This is a genomic window from Herbidospora galbida, assembly GCF_005233835.1.
In the GTDB taxonomy this organism is placed as follows: domain Bacteria; phylum Actinomycetota; class Actinomycetes; order Streptosporangiales; family Streptosporangiaceae; genus Herbidospora; species Herbidospora galbida.
In genome coordinates this window covers 12,975-30,144 of the sequence record NZ_SZQA01000023.1, presented here as the reverse complement: position 1 = coordinate 30,144, position 17,170 = coordinate 12,975, and the positions used below count along the sequence as shown (strand labels likewise).

The 17,170-nt window shown below is 73.1% G+C and carries 11 protein-coding genes; 1 reads left to right on the top strand and 10 read right to left on the bottom strand.

Features of this window, described 5'->3' with window-relative positions:
* Positions 1-41 precede the first annotated feature (41 nt).
* Both FDA94_RS22810 and FDA94_RS22805 read right to left on the bottom strand, forming a co-directional pair.
* Positions 42-1,835 (bottom strand): ABC transporter ATP-binding protein, encoded by a 1,794-nt coding sequence (locus FDA94_RS22810; RefSeq protein ID WP_137249124.1) that lies wholly within the window; start codon positions 1,833-1,835, stop codon positions 42-44.
* Positions 1,832-3,601 (bottom strand): ABC transporter ATP-binding protein, encoded by a 1,770-nt coding sequence (locus tag FDA94_RS22805; RefSeq protein ID WP_137249123.1) that lies wholly within the window; start codon positions 3,599-3,601, stop codon positions 1,832-1,834. Before FDA94_RS22805 ends, FDA94_RS22810 begins: the two co-directional genes overlap by 4 nt.
* A gap of 209 nt (positions 3,602-3,810) precedes the next feature.
* Between FDA94_RS22805 and FDA94_RS22800 the strand changes: the two genes are divergently transcribed.
* Complete coding sequence (locus FDA94_RS22800; protein ID WP_137249122.1) at positions 3,811-4,446, top strand: TIGR03085 family metal-binding protein; 636 nt, start codon at positions 3,811-3,813, stop codon at positions 4,444-4,446.
* A 19-nt stretch (positions 4,447-4,465) separates the two neighbouring features.
* On the opposite strand, the gene FDA94_RS22795 is transcribed toward FDA94_RS22800, so the two are convergent.
* Genes FDA94_RS22795 through FDA94_RS22760 form a run of 8 tightly spaced genes read right to left on the bottom strand, consistent with a single transcriptional unit; the run spans position 4,466 to position 17,038 of the window.
* Complete coding sequence (locus FDA94_RS22795; protein ID WP_137249121.1) at positions 4,466-5,626, bottom strand: hypothetical protein; 1,161 nt, start codon at positions 5,624-5,626, stop codon at positions 4,466-4,468.
* Positions 5,623-10,635 (bottom strand): NACHT N-terminal Helical domain 1-containing protein, encoded by a 5,013-nt coding sequence (locus FDA94_RS22790; RefSeq protein ID WP_137249120.1) that lies wholly within the window; start codon positions 10,633-10,635, stop codon positions 5,623-5,625. Before FDA94_RS22790 ends, FDA94_RS22795 begins: the two co-directional genes overlap by 4 nt.
* A complete protein-coding gene (locus FDA94_RS22785) occupies positions 10,632-12,413 on the bottom strand; it encodes a CHAT domain-containing protein (protein WP_137249119.1) in 1,782 nt (593 codons plus the stop codon). Before FDA94_RS22785 ends, FDA94_RS22790 begins: the two co-directional genes overlap by 4 nt.
* The gene (locus FDA94_RS22780) at positions 12,413-12,811 is read right to left on the bottom strand and encodes a hypothetical protein (protein WP_137249118.1); all 399 of its coding nucleotides are present in this window, start codon (positions 12,809-12,811) and stop codon (positions 12,413-12,415) included. Before FDA94_RS22780 ends, FDA94_RS22785 begins: the two co-directional genes overlap by 1 nt.
* 33 nt (positions 12,812-12,844) lie before the next feature.
* Positions 12,845-14,017, bottom strand: a complete 1,173-nt coding sequence (locus FDA94_RS22775; protein ID WP_137249117.1) for a class I SAM-dependent methyltransferase — start codon at positions 14,015-14,017, stop codon at positions 12,845-12,847.
* Complete coding sequence (locus tag FDA94_RS22770; RefSeq protein ID WP_137249116.1) at positions 14,014-15,210, bottom strand: SAM-dependent methyltransferase; 1,197 nt, start codon at positions 15,208-15,210, stop codon at positions 14,014-14,016. Before FDA94_RS22770 ends, FDA94_RS22775 begins: the two co-directional genes overlap by 4 nt.
* Positions 15,207-15,824: a DUF1365 domain-containing protein gene (locus FDA94_RS22765; RefSeq protein WP_246060098.1), complete on the bottom strand. Its 618-nt coding sequence runs from the start codon at positions 15,822-15,824 to the stop codon at positions 15,207-15,209. Before FDA94_RS22765 ends, FDA94_RS22770 begins: the two co-directional genes overlap by 4 nt.
* A complete protein-coding gene (locus FDA94_RS22760) occupies positions 15,821-17,038 on the bottom strand; it encodes an NAD(P)/FAD-dependent oxidoreductase (protein ID WP_246060097.1) in 1,218 nt (405 codons plus the stop codon). Before FDA94_RS22760 ends, FDA94_RS22765 begins: the two co-directional genes overlap by 4 nt.
* Between the last annotated feature and the right edge of the window lie 132 nt (positions 17,039-17,170).

Here is a 17,170-nt window from a genome sequence, read left to right as displayed (position 1 = left end):
AGCGACCAGCGACAACGGCAAATCCATGATCGACACGCGCGCTAGCTGCGGGTGGCGCCGGCCCACGAGGCGTGCAGGTCGGCGTAGACGCCCGGCTCCTTGAGCAGGTCGGCGTGGGAGCCGCGCTGCACGATCTCGCCACGGTCGAAGACGAGCACCTCGTCGGCCGCCTCCGCCGTCGACAGGCGGTGGGCGATCGAGACGGCCGTGCGGCCCCGGGTGACGCCGTCGAGGGCGCGGGCGATGCGGACCTCGGTGGCCGGGTCGACCGCCGAGGTCGCCTCGTCGAGCAGGAGCAGGTCGGGGTCGGCGAGGTAGGCCCTGGCCAGGGCGACCAGCTGGCGTTCGCCCGCCGACAGTGACTCGCCGCGCTGGCCGACCGCCGTCTGCAGCCCGCCGGGCAGGCCGTCGAGCCAGTCGGCCAGGCCGAGCGCGGCCAGCGCCTCGGCGATCTCGTCGTCGGTGGCGCCCGGACGGCCGAAGCGGATGTTCTCGGCCAGGGTCGAGTCGAACAGGAAGCCGTCCTGCGGGACCATCACGATGCGCTCGCGCAGCGACGAGAAACGCAGATCGCGCAGGTCGACGCCGTCGACCGTGACGCGGCCCTCGACGGGGTCCATCAGGCGGGTGAGCAGCTTGGCGAAGGTGGTCTTGCCCGAGCCGGTCTCGCCCACCACGGCCACCCGGCGGCGCGGCGGGATGACGACGTCGACCCCGCGCAGGACGGGCGGCCCGTCGGGGTAGGCGTAGCCGACGTTCTCGAACGCCACGGTGATCGGGCCGCGCGGCAGGGTGACGCCCTCGTCGCCCGGGTCGGCGACGTCGGCCGGGGTGTCGAGGACGCTCAGCACGCGACGCCAGCCGGCGATGGCGTTCTGGGCCTCGTTGAGCACCTCGGTCGCGGTCTGCAGCGGCGCGATGAACAGGGTGATCAGGAACAGGAACGCGACCAGGCGCCCCGGGGTGATCGACCCGCCCACGCCGAGCAGCACGCCGACGACGACCACCCCGGCGATGGCGATCGAGGCGACCAGCTCGGTGATCGGGAAGGTGAAGCCGATGATCTTCTGGGCGCGGGTCTGCGCGGCCCGCTGGGCGTCGACGGCGGCGTCGATGCGGGTCGCCGTGCGCTCCTCGGCGCCGTGGGCGCGGATCACCGCGCTGCCGACGACCGACTCGCTGATCGCGGCGAGGGTGTCGCCGGTGCGCTCGCGGACGGTCAGGTAGTTGCGGGCGACGAGCCGCTGGAACCTCGGCAGCGCGAAGACCAGCGGCAGGAACAGCCCCCATACGAGCAGGGTGAGCTGCCAGGAGTAGACGGCCATCAGCACGGTCGCGATCACCAGCTGGCCGCTCGCCACGATGATCAGCAGGCCGCCCCACTGCATGAAGGTGCTGATCTGGTCGACGTCGCCGGTCACCCGCGACACCAGGGCGCCCCGGCGCTCGGTGTTCTGGGTCAGCACCGACAGGTCGTGGACGTGGCGGAACGCCTTGCCGCGCAGCGTCGCCAGGCCCGACTCGGTGGCCCGGTAGAGCCGCACGTTCATCGCGTAGCCCGCCACCGCGGTCAGCAGGATCGCGCCCGCGCAGGCCAGCACGGCGTTGCGGATGAACGGCAGATCGGGCGAGGCGCCGCTGAGCCCCTGGTCGATGACCTGCTGGATGGCGATCGGGACGATCACCTTGCCGACGGTGGCCAGGATCGCCAGCGCGAGGGTGACCCCGAGGCCGCGGCGGAACTCCGGCGACAGCCGCAGGCCGTGGCGGATGGTCTCGAGCGCGCCGCGCTCGACGTTCTGAAGCGTCTGGGTCGTCACGGTGTTGGTCGTCACGGGGCGACGGTCTCCTCTTCGAGGGCCGCGTTCTCGGCCTCCTGGCGTTCGTAGGCGGTCACGAGCTCGCGGTAGCCGGCGCAGCGGGCCAGCAGGACCTCGTGGGGGCCGTGGTCGGCGACGGTGCCGTTCTCGATGTAGACGACGTCGTCGGCCAGCGAGATCGTGGCCATGCGGTAGGCGATCACGATGACGGTGGCGTGCTGGTCACGCAGGCCGAACAGGATGCGCTTCTCGACCTGCGGGTCGACGCTGGAGGTGGCGTCGTCGAGGATGAGCAGCCGAGGTTCGCGGGCCAGCGCGCGGGCCAGGGCGAGCCGCTGGCGCTGGCCGCCCGACAGAGTGGTGCCGCGCTCGCCGACCTTGGTGTCGAGGGCCTCGGGCAGGGCGCTGACGAACCCGTCGGCCTGGGCCAGCCGCAGGGCGGCCCAGACCTTCTCGTCGGCGACGTCGGCGCCGAGCGTGATGTTGCCCCGGACGGTGTCGTCGAACAGGAACGTCTGCTGCGGGACCAGGGAGACCGCGCCGCTCACGCCGTCGCGCTCGATCTCGCGCAGGTCGACGCCGTCGATCGCGACCACGCCCTCGTCGGGGTCGACCAGGCGGGCCAGCAACTGGGTCAACGTGGACTTGCCGGAGCCGGTGGGGCCGACCACGGCGACCGTGCGGCCCGGCTGGACGGTGAAGCCGACCTCGCGCAGCACCGGCACGCCGGGCTCGTAGGCGAAGGAGACGCCGGCCACGGCCACCTCGGCGGGCCGGTCGGCCGGCAGCCGGACCGAACCGTAGACCATGGAGCCCTCCGCGCCCAGCACCTCCTGCACCCGGGTCCAGCCCACGACCGAGCGGGGTAGTTCGCCCAGCACCCACCCGAGCGCCCGCACGGGGAAGGAGAGCAGCGTGAACAGGTAGGACACCTGGATCAGCTCACCGGCGGTGACGTCGCCGGAGGCCAGGCGGTAGGAGCCGAACAGCAGCACGGCGAGCACGCCGAGGGTCGGCAGCGCCTCCAGCAGCGGGTCGAACAGGCCGCGCACCCGGCCGGCCGCGATGTTGGCGTCGCGCAGCGCGGCGGCCCTGTCGTCGAACCGGGCCGCCTCGGCGTCTTCGCGGCCGAGGGTCTTGACCACGAGCGCGCCCTCGAAGCTCTCGTGGGCGACCTCGGACACCGCCGCCCGCAGCTCCTGCGCCCGCGTCGCGAGCGGCGTGAGCCTGCGCTGGTAGACGAGGTTCAGCAGGGCGATCGCCGGAAAGATCAGGAAGCCGACCACGGCGAGCACGGGGTCGGTCAGCACGATGGCGACCGCCGCCGCGACGAGCATGACGATCACGCCGACCGCCATCGGCAGCGGCGCGAGCGGCCCCCAGGCGGCCTCGGCGTCGGAGCTGGCGTTGGACAGCAGCTGCCCGGTCGGATGACGGTGGTGCCACGACAGCGGCAGGCGGAGGAACTGCCGCCCCAGCGACCGCCGGAAATGCGCCTGCATGCGGTATTGGTGGATGCCGGCCATGATGCGCCGGCCCATCACCCCCAGCGCCTTGAACACCGCGACCCCGACGATCAGCGTGGCCGCCAGCGCCAGCGTGCCCCCGGTGGCGTGGCCGTCGCGGAAGGCAGGCAGCACCGCGTTCTCGGTCGCCCAGCCCAGCGCCCACGACGACAGGACGGTCGTCACGCCGTAGACGGCGCTGGCCAGGACGGCGCCCGTGAAGATCTTCGGCTCGGTCCTGACGGCGTGACCGATGACGCGGAACCCCTTGCGCATGACCGCGGATGACACCTTGTCGGGCACTCGGGGGTTCCTTCCGTTCGGTGGTTCGAGCTCCGACCATACAAACGATGGCCGACAGTTCGGATCGGGCCAAGGTCTGACCACAGGGCGGGCCCATAGGCGTAGGGCCGGGAAAGCCCACGTGGGGAAATCACGACGATCACCGCTCTTATTCCCGGCGGGCGGGTGCTTAGGGTTGAGCCATGAGCTACGCCCGCGCGGAACGTGCCGCCATCACCGAACTTCTCGACGATCTGGGCCCGTTCGCCCCCACCCTGTGCGAGGGGTGGGAGACCGCCGACCTCGCCGCCCACCTCGTCGTCCGGGAACGGCGCATCGACGCCGCCGCCGGGATAGCGGTGAAGTTCCTGGCGCCCTACACGCGCAACGTCCAGGAGCAGGTCCGGGCCCGCCCCTACGCGGAAGTGGTGAACGAAGTCCGCCAGGGCCCGCCCCGCTGGACGCCCTACGGCCTGATCCCCGGCCTCGACTCGGCGGTGAACACGATCGAGTTCTTCGTCCACCACGAAGACGTGCGCCGCGCCCAGGCGGGCTGGGAACCCCGCGAACTCCCCGCCGACCTCGACGACCTGCTGTGGAAGCGGGTCGCCGCCGGAGCCCGGGTGTTCTTCCGCAAGTCGCCCGTGGGCGTGGTGCTGCGCCGGGCGGGAACGGGCCAGAAGGCGGGGGCGAAGATGTCCGACCCGGCCGTGGTGGTCACCGGGCCCGCACAGGAGCTGCTGCTGTTCGCGTTCGGCCGCCAGGACCACGCGCGGGTGGCGCTCGACGGGGAGCCGTGGGCGGTGGAGAAGCTGATGGGGGCCCGGCTGGGCATGTGAAGCAGGCCCCCTGTTCTGGTCAGAGGAGCAGGCCGAGGATGGCCTCGCCGGCTTCGCGGCCGCGTTCCGCCGCCGCCTGCGGCGTCGTGGCGGCGCGGACTCCGGCCGTGATCTTCCGGTGCGCGGCGTGGACGACACGGTCCGTCGTGCCGGCTTTCTGGTACGTCTCGGGGTCGCGGGCGAAGGCCAGGGCGGCCGAGGAGAGCAGGGTGCGCACGTTCGACCGGGGGTCGGGAGCCATGCGCAGGAGCAGCGCGCTCGCCTGGCGGTCGGCCAGGTCGCGGTCGAAGGTGAGGATCTCGTCGAGGCGGCGGCCGCCCAGTTGGGGATAGGGGCCCGCCACCAGGGCCGCCGCCACCTCTGCGGCCTCCGTCGCGCGGCCGCCGTCCAAGACCGCTCGAACCACGTCGAGGCGGGTCTCCGGAGGCGGGTACGCCCCCGCGCCGGTGCCGCCCGATCCGGTGTCGAGGAAGTCGGACAGGGCGCTCAGGTAGCCGGGTCCGGTGGCGAGGGCTGCGTACACGTCGGCGAAGACCTCTCCGAGCCAGCGCCGCCATTCGGGGCGTGCTCCGGCGATCGACGTCTGGAGCGTCGGGGTCAGGTCGAGGTCGGTTTCGACCAGGTGACCCACTTCGTGGGCGATGACCAGGGCGTCGGGGAGATGGCGGAGGTGGAACCACGGGACGCCGATCAGCGGGACGGGGAGGCGCTCCACGACCCGGCGGAGGCTGCCCGGAGGTTTCGCGATCAGCTCGGTGGCGTAGTCGGCGCCACGGGCGATGGAGAACGGTTCCGCCGACCGGTCCAGGAAGACGAGCGGGGGTTCCTTCCGCCGGGGGGCGTACGTCCGGACCGGTTCGTAGCACTCCCAGGCGAGCTCGTCGGCGACCGTCAGGTAGTCGGCGAAGACGTCGGCCAGGCGGAGGGCGAACTTGGCGCGGAAGTAGTCGAGAACGTCGTGGGTGCGGATCAGGAGGTGTTCCGTCGCCGTCCACGGATCGCCGGAGTCCGCCCTGGCGGTGAGGTGGTCGACGGCGACCTGGAGGGCGGCGGTGATGGCGCCGATCTGGGTGTGGTGCTTCTCCAGCCGGGCGCCCGGGGCCGACAGCGAGCGCCAGGCGGCGAGTTCGGCCTCCAGACCGGCGATCTTGGCGTGCAGTTCGATCGCGCGGCGGGTCATCGGAACCCGGGCATGCCGGCGGGGCGCACGTTGGAGAACAGCGCCGTGGCCGCGAAGGCGTAGGCGTCGTCCTCCGAGGCGATCTCGTGGCTCTGGATCCGCTGCCACAGTCCGGGCGTCGACGACCCCGCCGACACGGCGAAGGCCACGTCGGTGATCGCCACCGAACGGGTCAGGCCGGGGGCGGGGCCGATGGCCAGGACGGTGACGGGAAACGTGACGCGCACGATCTCCTGGGCGAACCGGTTGCGGAGGGAGAGTTGCCGGGGGAACTCGGCGCGGTTGGCCGGGGCCAGGACGTCGAGCACGACGAGAGGCGGGTTGCCGCGCAGCCGCCGGAGCACCTCGTGCAGGGCGTCGGGCTCGATCCCGTCGTCGTCGCCGAGGAAGGACAGCGCCGGGACGCCCCTGGCGGTGTCCATGACGCCGGCGACGTGGAGCACGCCGATCTCGCGCCGGCCGAGCGCCTCCAGCGGAGTCCGGGATTCGGCCGGGAGGTCACGGTTCCGGTAGAGCTCGGCGACCTTCAGCGAACCGGGCAGCCCCCGCGTCCTGGCCGCAAGCACCAGATCAGGTTCGATGACGTGTACGACCGGTTCCCGGCGACCCGGCGGCTCCTCGACCGGCACGAGCCCGCGCGGCGTTCGATAGACGCACCTGACTCGGGGATGGCGGCCCAGCGTGCGGCCGCCCCAGCCGAGCAGTTCCCACGGCGCGCCACCGGCGTAGCCGTCCAGGCGGACGTCGAGGGGTTCCGGGGAGTCCTCCAGCCGGCCCTCGAGCCCGGGGAGCAACCGGTCGCCCAGGCCGTTCGTGGCCTCGTGAACCGTCCAGTCATCGCCGACGGGCTGAAGCCCGCCGAGGGGCACGACGATTTCTGGTTCGTGATCCGGCGACTCGTCATCGAACCGGTGCCAGTCCAGCCCGTCCGAGTCGGCAGCGGCCGAGTCCGATCGGGCTTCGTCGTCGGCCTCGAGGTCCGGGCTGTGGGTGGTCGGGGGTCCGTAGGCGATGGTCTCGGTAGGGGTGGGTGGGGTCGCCTGGAGTTCTGCGACTTGTCCCAGGTCCCGCCACACCGACATCGCGCGCAGCCGGTGTTCGCGGTCGGGCAGGCCCTGCGAGGCGGCGAGATCGGCACGGGTCTGCCAGAGCGTGCCGTGCCAGCGCATGGGACGGTCGCCCATGAGTTCCCCGGCCCGGTCGAGCCGCGAGGACGTCTTCCACTCCGGGTCGACGGGCAGGCGGCGCCGGGCGAGTTCGACGAGGAAGGCGCCCGTCAGGTCCGGGCCGCCCTCGATCTCCGGGGGTTCCCACTCACCGGCGATCGCGGGCCCGATGCGGTTCTTCGCCCGGATCCAGTCGAGCCACGCGACGACGTCGGAGCTCGCGAGGCCGAAGACCGCTTCGTCGAGCAGCACGGCGGCGTCCGCTGAGCGACCGGCCACGCGCGCCACCTCCACCGCGAGCAGGTCGAGGCAGGCCCGGTCCTCCCGCTGCCACTCGGCTCGCTCGGCCAGCCACGGATCGAGGACCGCCTCCGACAGATCCACGGGAAGACGGCATTTCCGCAGCTCCCGTAGCGATTCGAGGCGGAGGCCGAGGTCGTCGATCAGCCGGACGTACCGAATGAGCCGGCCACCCATGGGCTGGCCGACCTGGAGCCCGGTCACGGCCGCCTTCGCCTGGGCCACGGGGTCGGACGATCCCTTGGCCGTCCGCCAGGCGATGGAGACCGCGTCGTCGTCCCTGGCCTGGGCGAGCCGGATGTCCGCCCAGAGCGGGTCGGGGTGCAGGACGTCGTCGAGGATCTCGCCGAGCATCCGTTCGGCGGCCACGACGTCTCCGGCCACGTCGAGGTGGAGCCGCGCCGTCTCCCGGGTGAGGGCCTTGCGGTCGGCCCCCAGCGTGGCGGCGCGGCGGGCGTGCGTGAGGGCGTCGAGCGCGACCTCGTACTCCATCAGGTCGCCCAGGGCGCGGGCCATCACGATCGCCGACGAGGCGTGATCGGTGGAGATCCGGCCGGTCAGCAGGCGGACGGCGGCGGCCGGGCGGCGGAGCGCGATCATGGCCTCGGCGGTGACGAGCAACCGGTCGCGCTCTCCACCGGTCGCGATCCCGGGCGGAGGTGCCTCCGGGAACACGTCGAGCGCGCTCCCCGGCCGGCCCCGCTGGAGCAGGACTCGGGCCAGCTCCGGCAGGTCGCCCGACTCCATCAGGTATCGGGCCGCCTCGTTGACGTCGCCGCCCCCCACGGCGATGTCCCGGCCCAGCAAACGGGCCGTGAACTCCAGGCCCCGCAGGTCGTCCCGTTCCTCCGCCCGCGCGTACACCTGCCGCAGTTCCTCCTGGTCGGCGGAGGCGGCCCGGACGAGGTCGACCTCTGCGGCGGTGTCCTCGTCGAGGTCCTCGCCGGCGATCATCGCCAGTTCCGCCTCGGCCTCCTCGTGGCGGTCGCGGGCCAGGTGCACCATCGCCGTCAGGGCGTGGTGCATCGGGGAGGGCTCCCCCAGTTGTCCCGCCTCCGCGAGGGCGCTCTCGGCCCTGTTCCAGTGCGCGCCGGAGGCGCCGGGCGAAAGGTCGCGCCGGGCGGCCTCGATCGCGGCCCGCGCCTGCTCGATGAGGGCCGCGTAGCGGACGTCGTCGTCCTTCGCGTAGATCAGCAGGTCGTCGGCGAGTTCCCCGGCGTGGTCGGCGCGGCCGGTGTCCCAGGCCTCGGTGATCAGGGCCCGCCACCTCGGCAGGGCGGCCGTCCCCCGGTGCTGGAAGGCGTGGTAGACCGCCTCGGCCGACCAGCGGGCCCAGTGTTCCCGGGCGGCGCGGCGGGTGTAGTGGGCCTCGGCCGACGCGTGCAGGACGGCGAAAACGGGATGGTCGCGGAGGAGGTCGCGGACCGGGTCGCGCAGGTTCTCGTGGAAGACGAGCCGGCCGTCGTCGGTGGGCTGGACCCAGGAGGTCGCGCCCGCGTAGGTCGTCAGTTCCTCCCACAGGGCCGCCGGGGCGGGCGGTGGCGGGCCGGGGAGGAAGATCTTGGTCTTGCGGTCGGGGCGGGCGTCCTCGGCCGGGTCGTCGAGGACCTTGTCGTCGCGCAGACCCGCCTCCAGGTGGGGCCACAGCACGTCGGTGACGAACTCGGCGTCGAGGTGGCGGGGCAGCACGGCGTAGCGGAGCAGCCAGCGCAGCCGGTCGTCGGGGATGCGTTCCAGGATGCGGTCGAGGCAGTAGAGCAGGGCGGGTTCGCGGGCTTCCTCCACCTCCCGGGCGGTCAGCTCCGGGTTGGCCTCGGCGAGGTCGCCGTACATGGCGAGGGCGAAGGGCAGGCCGCCCGCGCGGCGGACCATGGCGTCGATCAGGTCGGGCCGGGTCAGGCCGCGGCGTTCGGTCAGATAGCGGGCGGCCAGGTCGTCGTCGAACGGGGGCACCTCGACGATCTCGGCGTCGGGGAAGGCGTCGGCGAATCCGGGGAGGCGGTCGCGCAGGTCGTACCGGCCGGAGAGGACGACCCGCCCGGAGAGGCGGGCGAGCGTCTCGACGAAGGGACGCGGGTCGGCGGCGGGTCTGAGCACGATCTCTTCGAGGGTGTCGAACACGACCACGTGGTCGGGCAGGTCGGTGGCGAAGAACCGGCGGGTGACATCGGCCCCGTCGGCGGCCGCGGCCTCGACCTCGGAGAGCAGCGCGGTGTTGGGCACGGCGGCGCGGCTCAGCACCCGCCGCCACCGGTCGTGGTCGCGCAGCAGGTCGAAGAAGGGCGCGCCGGGGATCTGGGGCGACAGCTGCGCGGCGATCTCCAGCAACACCAGCCACGGATGACGGACCGCGTTGACCGGGTCGACGGCGTCGAGGTCGATCCGCGCGCACGGCACGTGAGGCCACTGGGTGAGACACCGGCGGGCCGCGAACCACCGCAGCAGCATCGTCTTGCCCATGCCGCCGGGCGCGTGCAGGTGGACCACCCTGGCGTCACCGGTCAGCACTCGCTCCAGGGCGTCTCTGTGCAGGTAGCGGCCGGTCTGGCGGTATTCCGTGGCGTGGGCGGTGCGGGCCGCCAGCCGGGCCTGGTAGGTGGCGTGCGTCTCCGCGATGAGGGGGCTGACGCCGATCAGGTCGGGTGCGGCGAGGACGTCGAGCGCGTCCTGGCAGGCGACCAGGTCGAAGGCCGTGTCGGCGCGCCGGTAGAGCACGCGGAAGGCCGCGACGGCCCCGCCGGGTGAGACCAGCGCGGTCAGGCGCAGTTCCTCCAGCTCGTCGTCGACCTCGTCGGCGATCCGCCTGGCCGTCTCGCGCATCGCGTCGGGGATGCCCTCTCCCATGACCCGCGCCTCGTCGATCCACCACCGCGACCACGCCGTCTCCCTGAGCGCCGGGTCGAGCCGGTACTGTCCCGAGCCGGGCAGCCGCCGGAACCGCCCGGTCGCCGCCATCTCGGCCAGCGAGGGACCGTCGCCGCGCAGCACCGCGTCGTAGAGGGTCTCGTCGAACCGTCCCGGCAGCGCGCACCGCATCAGCGCGCCCCGGACCCCGGACGGCAACGCGGCGAACAGCAACGTCGCGAGATCGGTCAGCCGTTCGGCGATCGTGTTCTGCTGCCGGACCAGCTCCCTCAGCAAGCCGGGACGGTGGAGCGGCAGCGAGCGGGCGGTCTGGACCAGGACGGCGCAGCACTCCCGGCGGAGCCCGAAGTAGAACTCCGCCATCGGCTCGGGCAGGTCGGAGGAGAGGTCGGGCAGCCCTCGGTCGAGCTCGTCGGCGTCCTCGCCGGAGAGGCGGCCGCGCAGCGACTCCCGCACGGCGTCGATCGCCGCCAGGTGGCCGGGGCCGGGTTCCCTCGGCAGCGCCGACTCGATCCGGCGGGCCACCGGTTCGGCCATCCGGCCGGCGAGCCGGCGGACGTAGCCCGCCAGCAGCGCGCCCTCCTCCTTCCGGGCCAGCGCCTCGGCGTCGCCGCCGGCCCACAGCCCCAGGGCGCCCGAGACCACGGTCGCGGCGAGCGCCTCCACCTGGGCGCTCACGGCCGGCCCGCCGCGATCATGGTGTGGAACATGTGCAGGTGGGACGGCATGAACACCGGCGTGTTGTCCCGGGCCCACTCCGAGGCGTCCTTCCAGCCGCCCTGGTAGGGCCGGTTGGCACGGGCGCCGAACTCGCGGAAGATCTCCTCGGTGCGGTCCCGGTCCCACGGCTCGACCGTGAGCCGCTGCGCGCGGTCGGCGAACGCGCCCAGCACCCGTTCGTCGTCCTCCGCGACGATCACCGACACCCCGTTCAGCCGGCCCTCCGCGACCGGCAGGAGCAGGCCGGGCACCAGGGTGTCGCCCAGCTCCGGGACGAGCGCCAGATGGTCGAGGGCGATCGTCACCCGCCCGGTCTCGGCCAGCAACGCGCGCAGCCCTTCGAACAGCGCCTCGCGCAGTTGCGGCTCCGCCTCGTTGGCCGCCTCCCACGGACCCCGGTCGTCCGGCTGGAAGGGCCCCGCAGGAGGCCGCAGGCCCCGTCTCAGGTGGACGAGATGGTGCCGGAACCTCTCGGCCCCGGCCAGCGGCGGCAGGGCGTCGGCCACCGCGCGGACCACGTCGAGCCACGGCACGTTGCGCCCGTCTCGGAGGGCTCCTGCGTCCACGTACAGGGCCGTGCAGCCGCGCAGCCGCCACGTGAACACGCACGAGCGGACGAGCGACGACTTGCCCACCTCGGGCCCGCCACCGACGAGCAGCGCCCGGTAGGGCGGCGCGTCGGAGTCGACCCCGCCCCACAACCGCCAGCGTTCGGCGGCCCGGTCGACCGCCATCGCCACCCCCGCATAGAGTTCGGCCAGGTGGAGCGCCGTGTCGGGGTCGACGCCGAGACTCCACGGCAGGACGTCCTCGGGCGCGTGCCCGACCACCAGCGACGGCGCCTCCCATTCGGACAGGCCCTCCCGGAACATGACCGTGCGGGCGGCCCGCACCGCCTCGCCGACCGTCGCGCCCGACGCGAGCGACTCGTAGAGGTTCTCGGCGAACACCACCGCCGGGGCGGACGCGACGTCGCCGCGCATCGTCACCACGGCGGCGGCGCCGAAGGCGTCGGCGAGCTCCCAGATGGAGGCGGAGGGACCGTAGGCGGTCCGGCACGCGTTGAGCACGACCAGCCGGGGCGGCTCGGTGATCGCGTTGACGATCCGGTCGGCGGTGACGCCGACGGCGCCCGAGGGGCCGTTGAACTCCAGCATCGGCAGCCCTTCCAGCGGATCGACCCCGCTGTGGCCGACGAAGTGCAGGACGTGCGGCCGCATGTCGTCCATGCGCTCGAAGAACTCCCGGGGCGTCGGCTGGTCGAGCACCTCGACGTGCCAGGCGCCGTGGCGGGCGCGCAGCGACCGTCTGATCGCGTCGGCCTCCTCGCGGGCGAGCAGCGCGGGATCGTCGGTGTTGCCGAGCACGATGAGCAGCCGGATCGGCACCAGCACATCCGGGCGGGTGGCGGGCAGCGGTCGTCCGCGCGCCCAGCAGGCCCCCTCGGCGAGGAACGGCCGCCGCCCGTCGGGAGCGATCATCGACTCCCAGGGCAGCGCCCGTAACTCCTCCTCGCCGATGTCCAGGTAGACGGCCCGGGAGGCGGCCAGCGACGGGTCGTGGACCAGGTCGTGGAGCGCCCGGCCCAGTGAGCGCCGGCCCTGGGGCGACGCGTCACCGGTGAGGGCGGACAGCCGGGCCGGGTCGATGTGCCGGAGCAGCCGTTCTCCGGCGTCGTCGACGAGCACGACCGGATAACCGGACGCGCTCCTCGGGCCGACCCGGACGACACTCATCACGCGTTAGGGAACAGCCTTCGGGCCAGCGCCGCAAGGTCCGACTCGGCCTCCATCGCCGGCTCCCGGCTGCCCCGCCGCGCGCTCTGCTCCTCCGACGCCAGCACCGCCGACGCCAGCGCCCGCCCGTTGGCCGCGTCGGTCTCCGCCGCCGACGCCCGTTCCTGCGCCGCGGCGACCTCCTGCACGGCGGCCGACGACCGTCCGACGGCGGTTCCGAAGAGCACCCCGGCCGCCGCGAACACCAGCGCCTCCAGCCCTTGGAGCAGGAACACGAGCCGGTCCCACTGCGGGTCGTCGCGCAGCAGCACGAGGACCACGAGGGCGGCGACGAACAGGACGATGAGCCCCACACCTAACCAGATCTGCAGCTTGGTGGGCCCTTGGTTCTCCGGCATGTCATCTCGACGCGTTACGCATGTGCCGGGTTGTCACGAAGGGCGGCCCACGGTGATCTGGTGGACGGACATGCGTCCCGACTCGAAGGCCAGCCCGCCGCCGACCAGATAGAGCCGCCACACCCGGGCGACCTCCTCCCCCACCAGGGCCACCGCCTCCCCGTAGTGGGACTCGAAGGTGTCGTACCAGGCCCGGACGGTCTTCGCGTAGTCCTCCCGCATGCCCTCGACGTGCAGCACCTCGAAGCCGGCCTCCTCGAACATGGCGACGGTCCGGCCGACGGGGCGCATGTGCATGTCGGGCGCGATGTAGCGCTCGATGAACGGGCCGCCGCCGGGGGCGTTGGCGCCGCGTGACATCTGCTGGACGACGACGCGGCCGCCGGGACGTACCAGGCCGAACAGGGTCGAGGCGTAGACGGGGTAGTTCTCCTCGCCGACGTGTTCGCCCATCTCGATCGAGGAGATCGCGTCGTAGGGGCCGTCGGAGACGTCGCGGTAGTCCTGCAGCCGCACCTCGCCGCCGCGTGCCCGGACGAAGGCCTGCTGCTCGGCGGCGATCGTGACGCCGACCGACTCGGCGCCGTATTCGGCCGCGTGCAGCACCATCGAGCCCCAGCCGCAGCCGACGTCGAGGTGCCGCATCCCCGGCTGGAGGCCGAGCTTGGCGCACACGAGGTCGAGTTTGCGGCGCTGAGCCCGGGCGAGGTCGTCGCCGGGCGCCCACTTGGCGCACGAGTAGGCCATCGAGGGGTCGAGGATCAGCGAGTAGAAGTCGTTGGACAGGTCGTAGTGGTGCGCGATGGCGTCGCGGTCGCGGCCTCGGGTGTGCAGGCGGCCCCGCAGCCGCGCCTCGCTCAGGGGGATCGGCGGGCGCGGGCCCGCGACGCCGAGCCCGAGGAGGGTACGCGCCCCGCGCGCCAGCTCGGCCATCCCGGGACCGCCGGAGGCGGCGGCCCACACCCGCCGGAACCCGTCGGCCAGATCGCCCTCGACGTCGAGATGGCCGCTGACGTAGGCCCTGGCGAGCCCGAGTTCGCCGGGGGCCCACAGCAGGTGCCGCAGCGCCAGGGGCGATCTCAGCACCACGACGGGCGCGTCTTCGGGACCGGCGAACCCGCCGTCCCAGGTCCGCAGCCCGACGGGCAGCGCGCCTCCGAACAGCCCGGCGACCGTGTCGGCCAACCGGCTCGCGACGAGCGTCACGAACGACCCCTTTCCAGAACGAACTGCCGCACGTTCAGATAGCCCGACCGGAAACCGGCCTCCGAATAAGCCAGATAGAAGATCCACATCCGGTGGAAGAACTCGTCGAAGCCGAGCCGCGAGATCTCCGCCCGCCGCGAGCAGTAGCGCTCCCGCCACAGCCGCAGCGTCTCGGCGTAGTCGCCGCCCATCTCGTGGCGCCCGGCGATCCGCAGCGGCCCGAGGTTCTGCTCGATGGCCGTGACGCTCGGCAGCAGCCCGCCCGGGAAGATGTACTTCTGGATCCACGTGTACGTGTGCCGCGAGGCCACCATCCGGTCGTGCGGCATCGTGATCGCCTGGAGCCCCACCCGCCCGCCGGGGGCCAGCAGCCGGTCGAGAGTGGCGAAGAAGACCGGCCAGTATCGCTCGCCCACCGCCTCGATCATCTCCACGCTGACCACCGCGTCGTACGACCCCGCGGCCTCCCGGTAGTCGCACAGCTCCACCGCGACCCGGTCGGACAGCCCGGCGGCGGCCACCCGCTCCAGGGCGAAGGCCCGCTGCTCGGCCGAGACGGTGATCGTCCGGACCGTGGCCCCGCGCATCGCGGCCCGGATCGCCAGCGCGCCCCAGCCGGTCCCGATCTCCATCACCGTCGACCCCGGCCCGACCCGGGTCTCGTCGAGCAGCCGGTCGATCTTGGCGCGCTGGGCCTCCTCCAGGTTCTCCCAGGTGGCCTCCCCGTGGAACAGCGCGGAGGAGTAGGTCATGGACGGGTCGAGGAACTCCGCGAACAGGTCGTTCGACAGGTCGTAGTGCCGCTGGACGTTCCTCCGGGCGTTCTCCACGGTCCCCTCTTCCGACCGGGGGTGCCGCCGCGCCCACACGCCGCGCAACCGCTGCAGCGGGGCCGGGACCAGCGACGCCAGCTGCGTCGCCATCACGGTCAGCACCCCGGCCAGGTCGTCGGCCTCCCAGTCGCCCGCCATGTAGGCCTCGCCGAAGCCGATCAGCCCATCGGCGCCCACCCGGGAGAAGAAGTCCTCCGCCCGCACCACCCGCATGAGGGGGCCGGAGGGATCGCCGAGCATCTCGCCGTCGGGCATCCGGACCCGCAACGGCAACCGCGTCACCGCGTTGCGGAACAACTGCCGGACCGCCCTCACCCGCAGGGGCGATCGTGGGGGCGTGAGGGCGATGGCGTGCGTCATGACGTTTCTCTCTTTCGGGGTACGACGGGCAGCCCACGGAGGTAGAGGGCGATGCCCTGACGCCGGATCCGCGCCCCCACCAGCAGGGGCGCCATCCGCAGCCGGTTGCGCAACGTCGGCGCCACCCGCCGGCCGCGCACCGTCGCCACGAACGGCCTGCCCTCGGGACGGTGCAGCGTCACCGCGAGGTCGAGCCGGTCGCCGGGGCGCGGCAGCCGGAGCGTGTAGCGGCCGTCGACGGGGTGGAAGGGCGAGACGTAGAACTCCTTGTCCGTCTCGGCGCGGCCGTGGGCGTCGGGGCGGAGCAGGTAGCGGTGGCGTCCGCCGTAGGTGTTGCGGACCTCGGCGACCACCACGCCGGTGTCGCACCAGTAGACGCTCAGGGGGTTGAAGACGTAGCCGAGGGTGCGCCGCCCGGCGAGCATGACGACCGTGCCCGCGCGTTCGCCGTGGCCGGCCAGGAACGCGTCGAGCTCCTCGCGGGCGTCCGGGTCGAAGCCGCGCGGCGGGTCGTCGAGGTCCACGAGCCACAGGTAGCCGTCGTAGGTGAACGCGTGACGCAGCGGCGAGGAACGCACGTGGGTGATGGAGCAGCGATACAGGGCGGGTGTCACCAGCGTGCCCCCAGGTTCTCGGCGGCCGTCAGCCCGGACCGGCAGCCGTCCTCGTGGAAACCCCATCCGTGGTACGCCCCCGCGAACGCCACCCGGCCGTCCGACAGCGCCGGCAGCAGCTTCTGCAGGGCGACCGTCTCGGGGGTGTAGACGGGGTGTTCGTAGTCCATCCGGGCGATGACGTGTTCGGCGGGCACGTCGTCGCCGAGGGTGACCAGATAGCGGGTTCCGGTCGGCAGCCGCTGGAGGCGGGTCATGTCGTAGGAGACGCGTACGGAAGAGGGCTCTGCGGCGCAGCCGGACATGCGGTAGTTCCACGACGCCCGCGCGCCCCCGGCGCGGGGCAGCGCGCTCGCGTCGGTGTGCAGCACCGCCGGGTTCCGGGAGTAGGCGAAACCGCCCAGCACTCGCCGCTCCACGTCGGTGGGGGCGGCCAGCAGGGCGAGGGCCTGCCCGGGGTGGGTGGCGACCACCGCCGCGTCGTAGGAGGCGGTCTCGTCGCCGTCGTCGCGGATCTCGACCGCGTCGGCGTGCCGCCTCAGTTCCCGTACGGGAGTCGCGGTGCGCACCGCCGTGAGCCCCTTGGCCACCTTCTCCACATAGGTCCGGCTGCCCCCGGTGACGGTCCGCCAGACCGGGCTGCCCGAGACGCTGAGCATCCCGTGGTTGGCCAGAAACGTGAACAGGTAGCGCGCCGGATAGCGCAGGGCGGTCGCGGGCGCGCACGACCACACGGCCGCCACGAGAGGGGTGAGGAAGTGCCGCGTGAAGTAGGCCGGGAAGTGCCGGGCGACCTCGCCGAGGGTGCGCTCGTCGTCGGTCTCCAGGAGCGCGCGGGCCGTCCGGTGGAACCGGGGCACGTCGGCCAGCAGCCGCAGGTAGGCCGCCGAGGGCCGGCGGGCCAGGAGACCGGTGAGGCCCTTGCCGCCGGCGTATTCGAGGCCGCAGCCGTCGCAGCGCACCGACATGCTCATGTCCGACTCCTGCGTGGCCACCCCCAGCTCCCGGAACAACCGCGTCAGGTGGGGATAGGTGCGGTCGTTGTGGACGATGAACCCGCTGTCGACCGCCAGCCCCGCCACGTCGTGGGTGTGGGCGTGCCCACCGAGCCGGTCGTCGGCCTCGTAGAGCGTCACGTCGTGTGTGGAACGCAGCACGTGCGCGGCGGTGAGCCCCGCCACGCCGCTGCCGATGACCGCTACCCTCCGGCGCACCTGACCTCCCTTTATGAGCTTCTTCGGAGCTCGGGGGCCTTTGGTTTGGCGCGAACGGGAGTTTTTCGCGTGCCCCGTGGGGGAAGCGGGCCGGATCTTACGATCGTGCCAAACCTCACGCGCGGTCCCGGC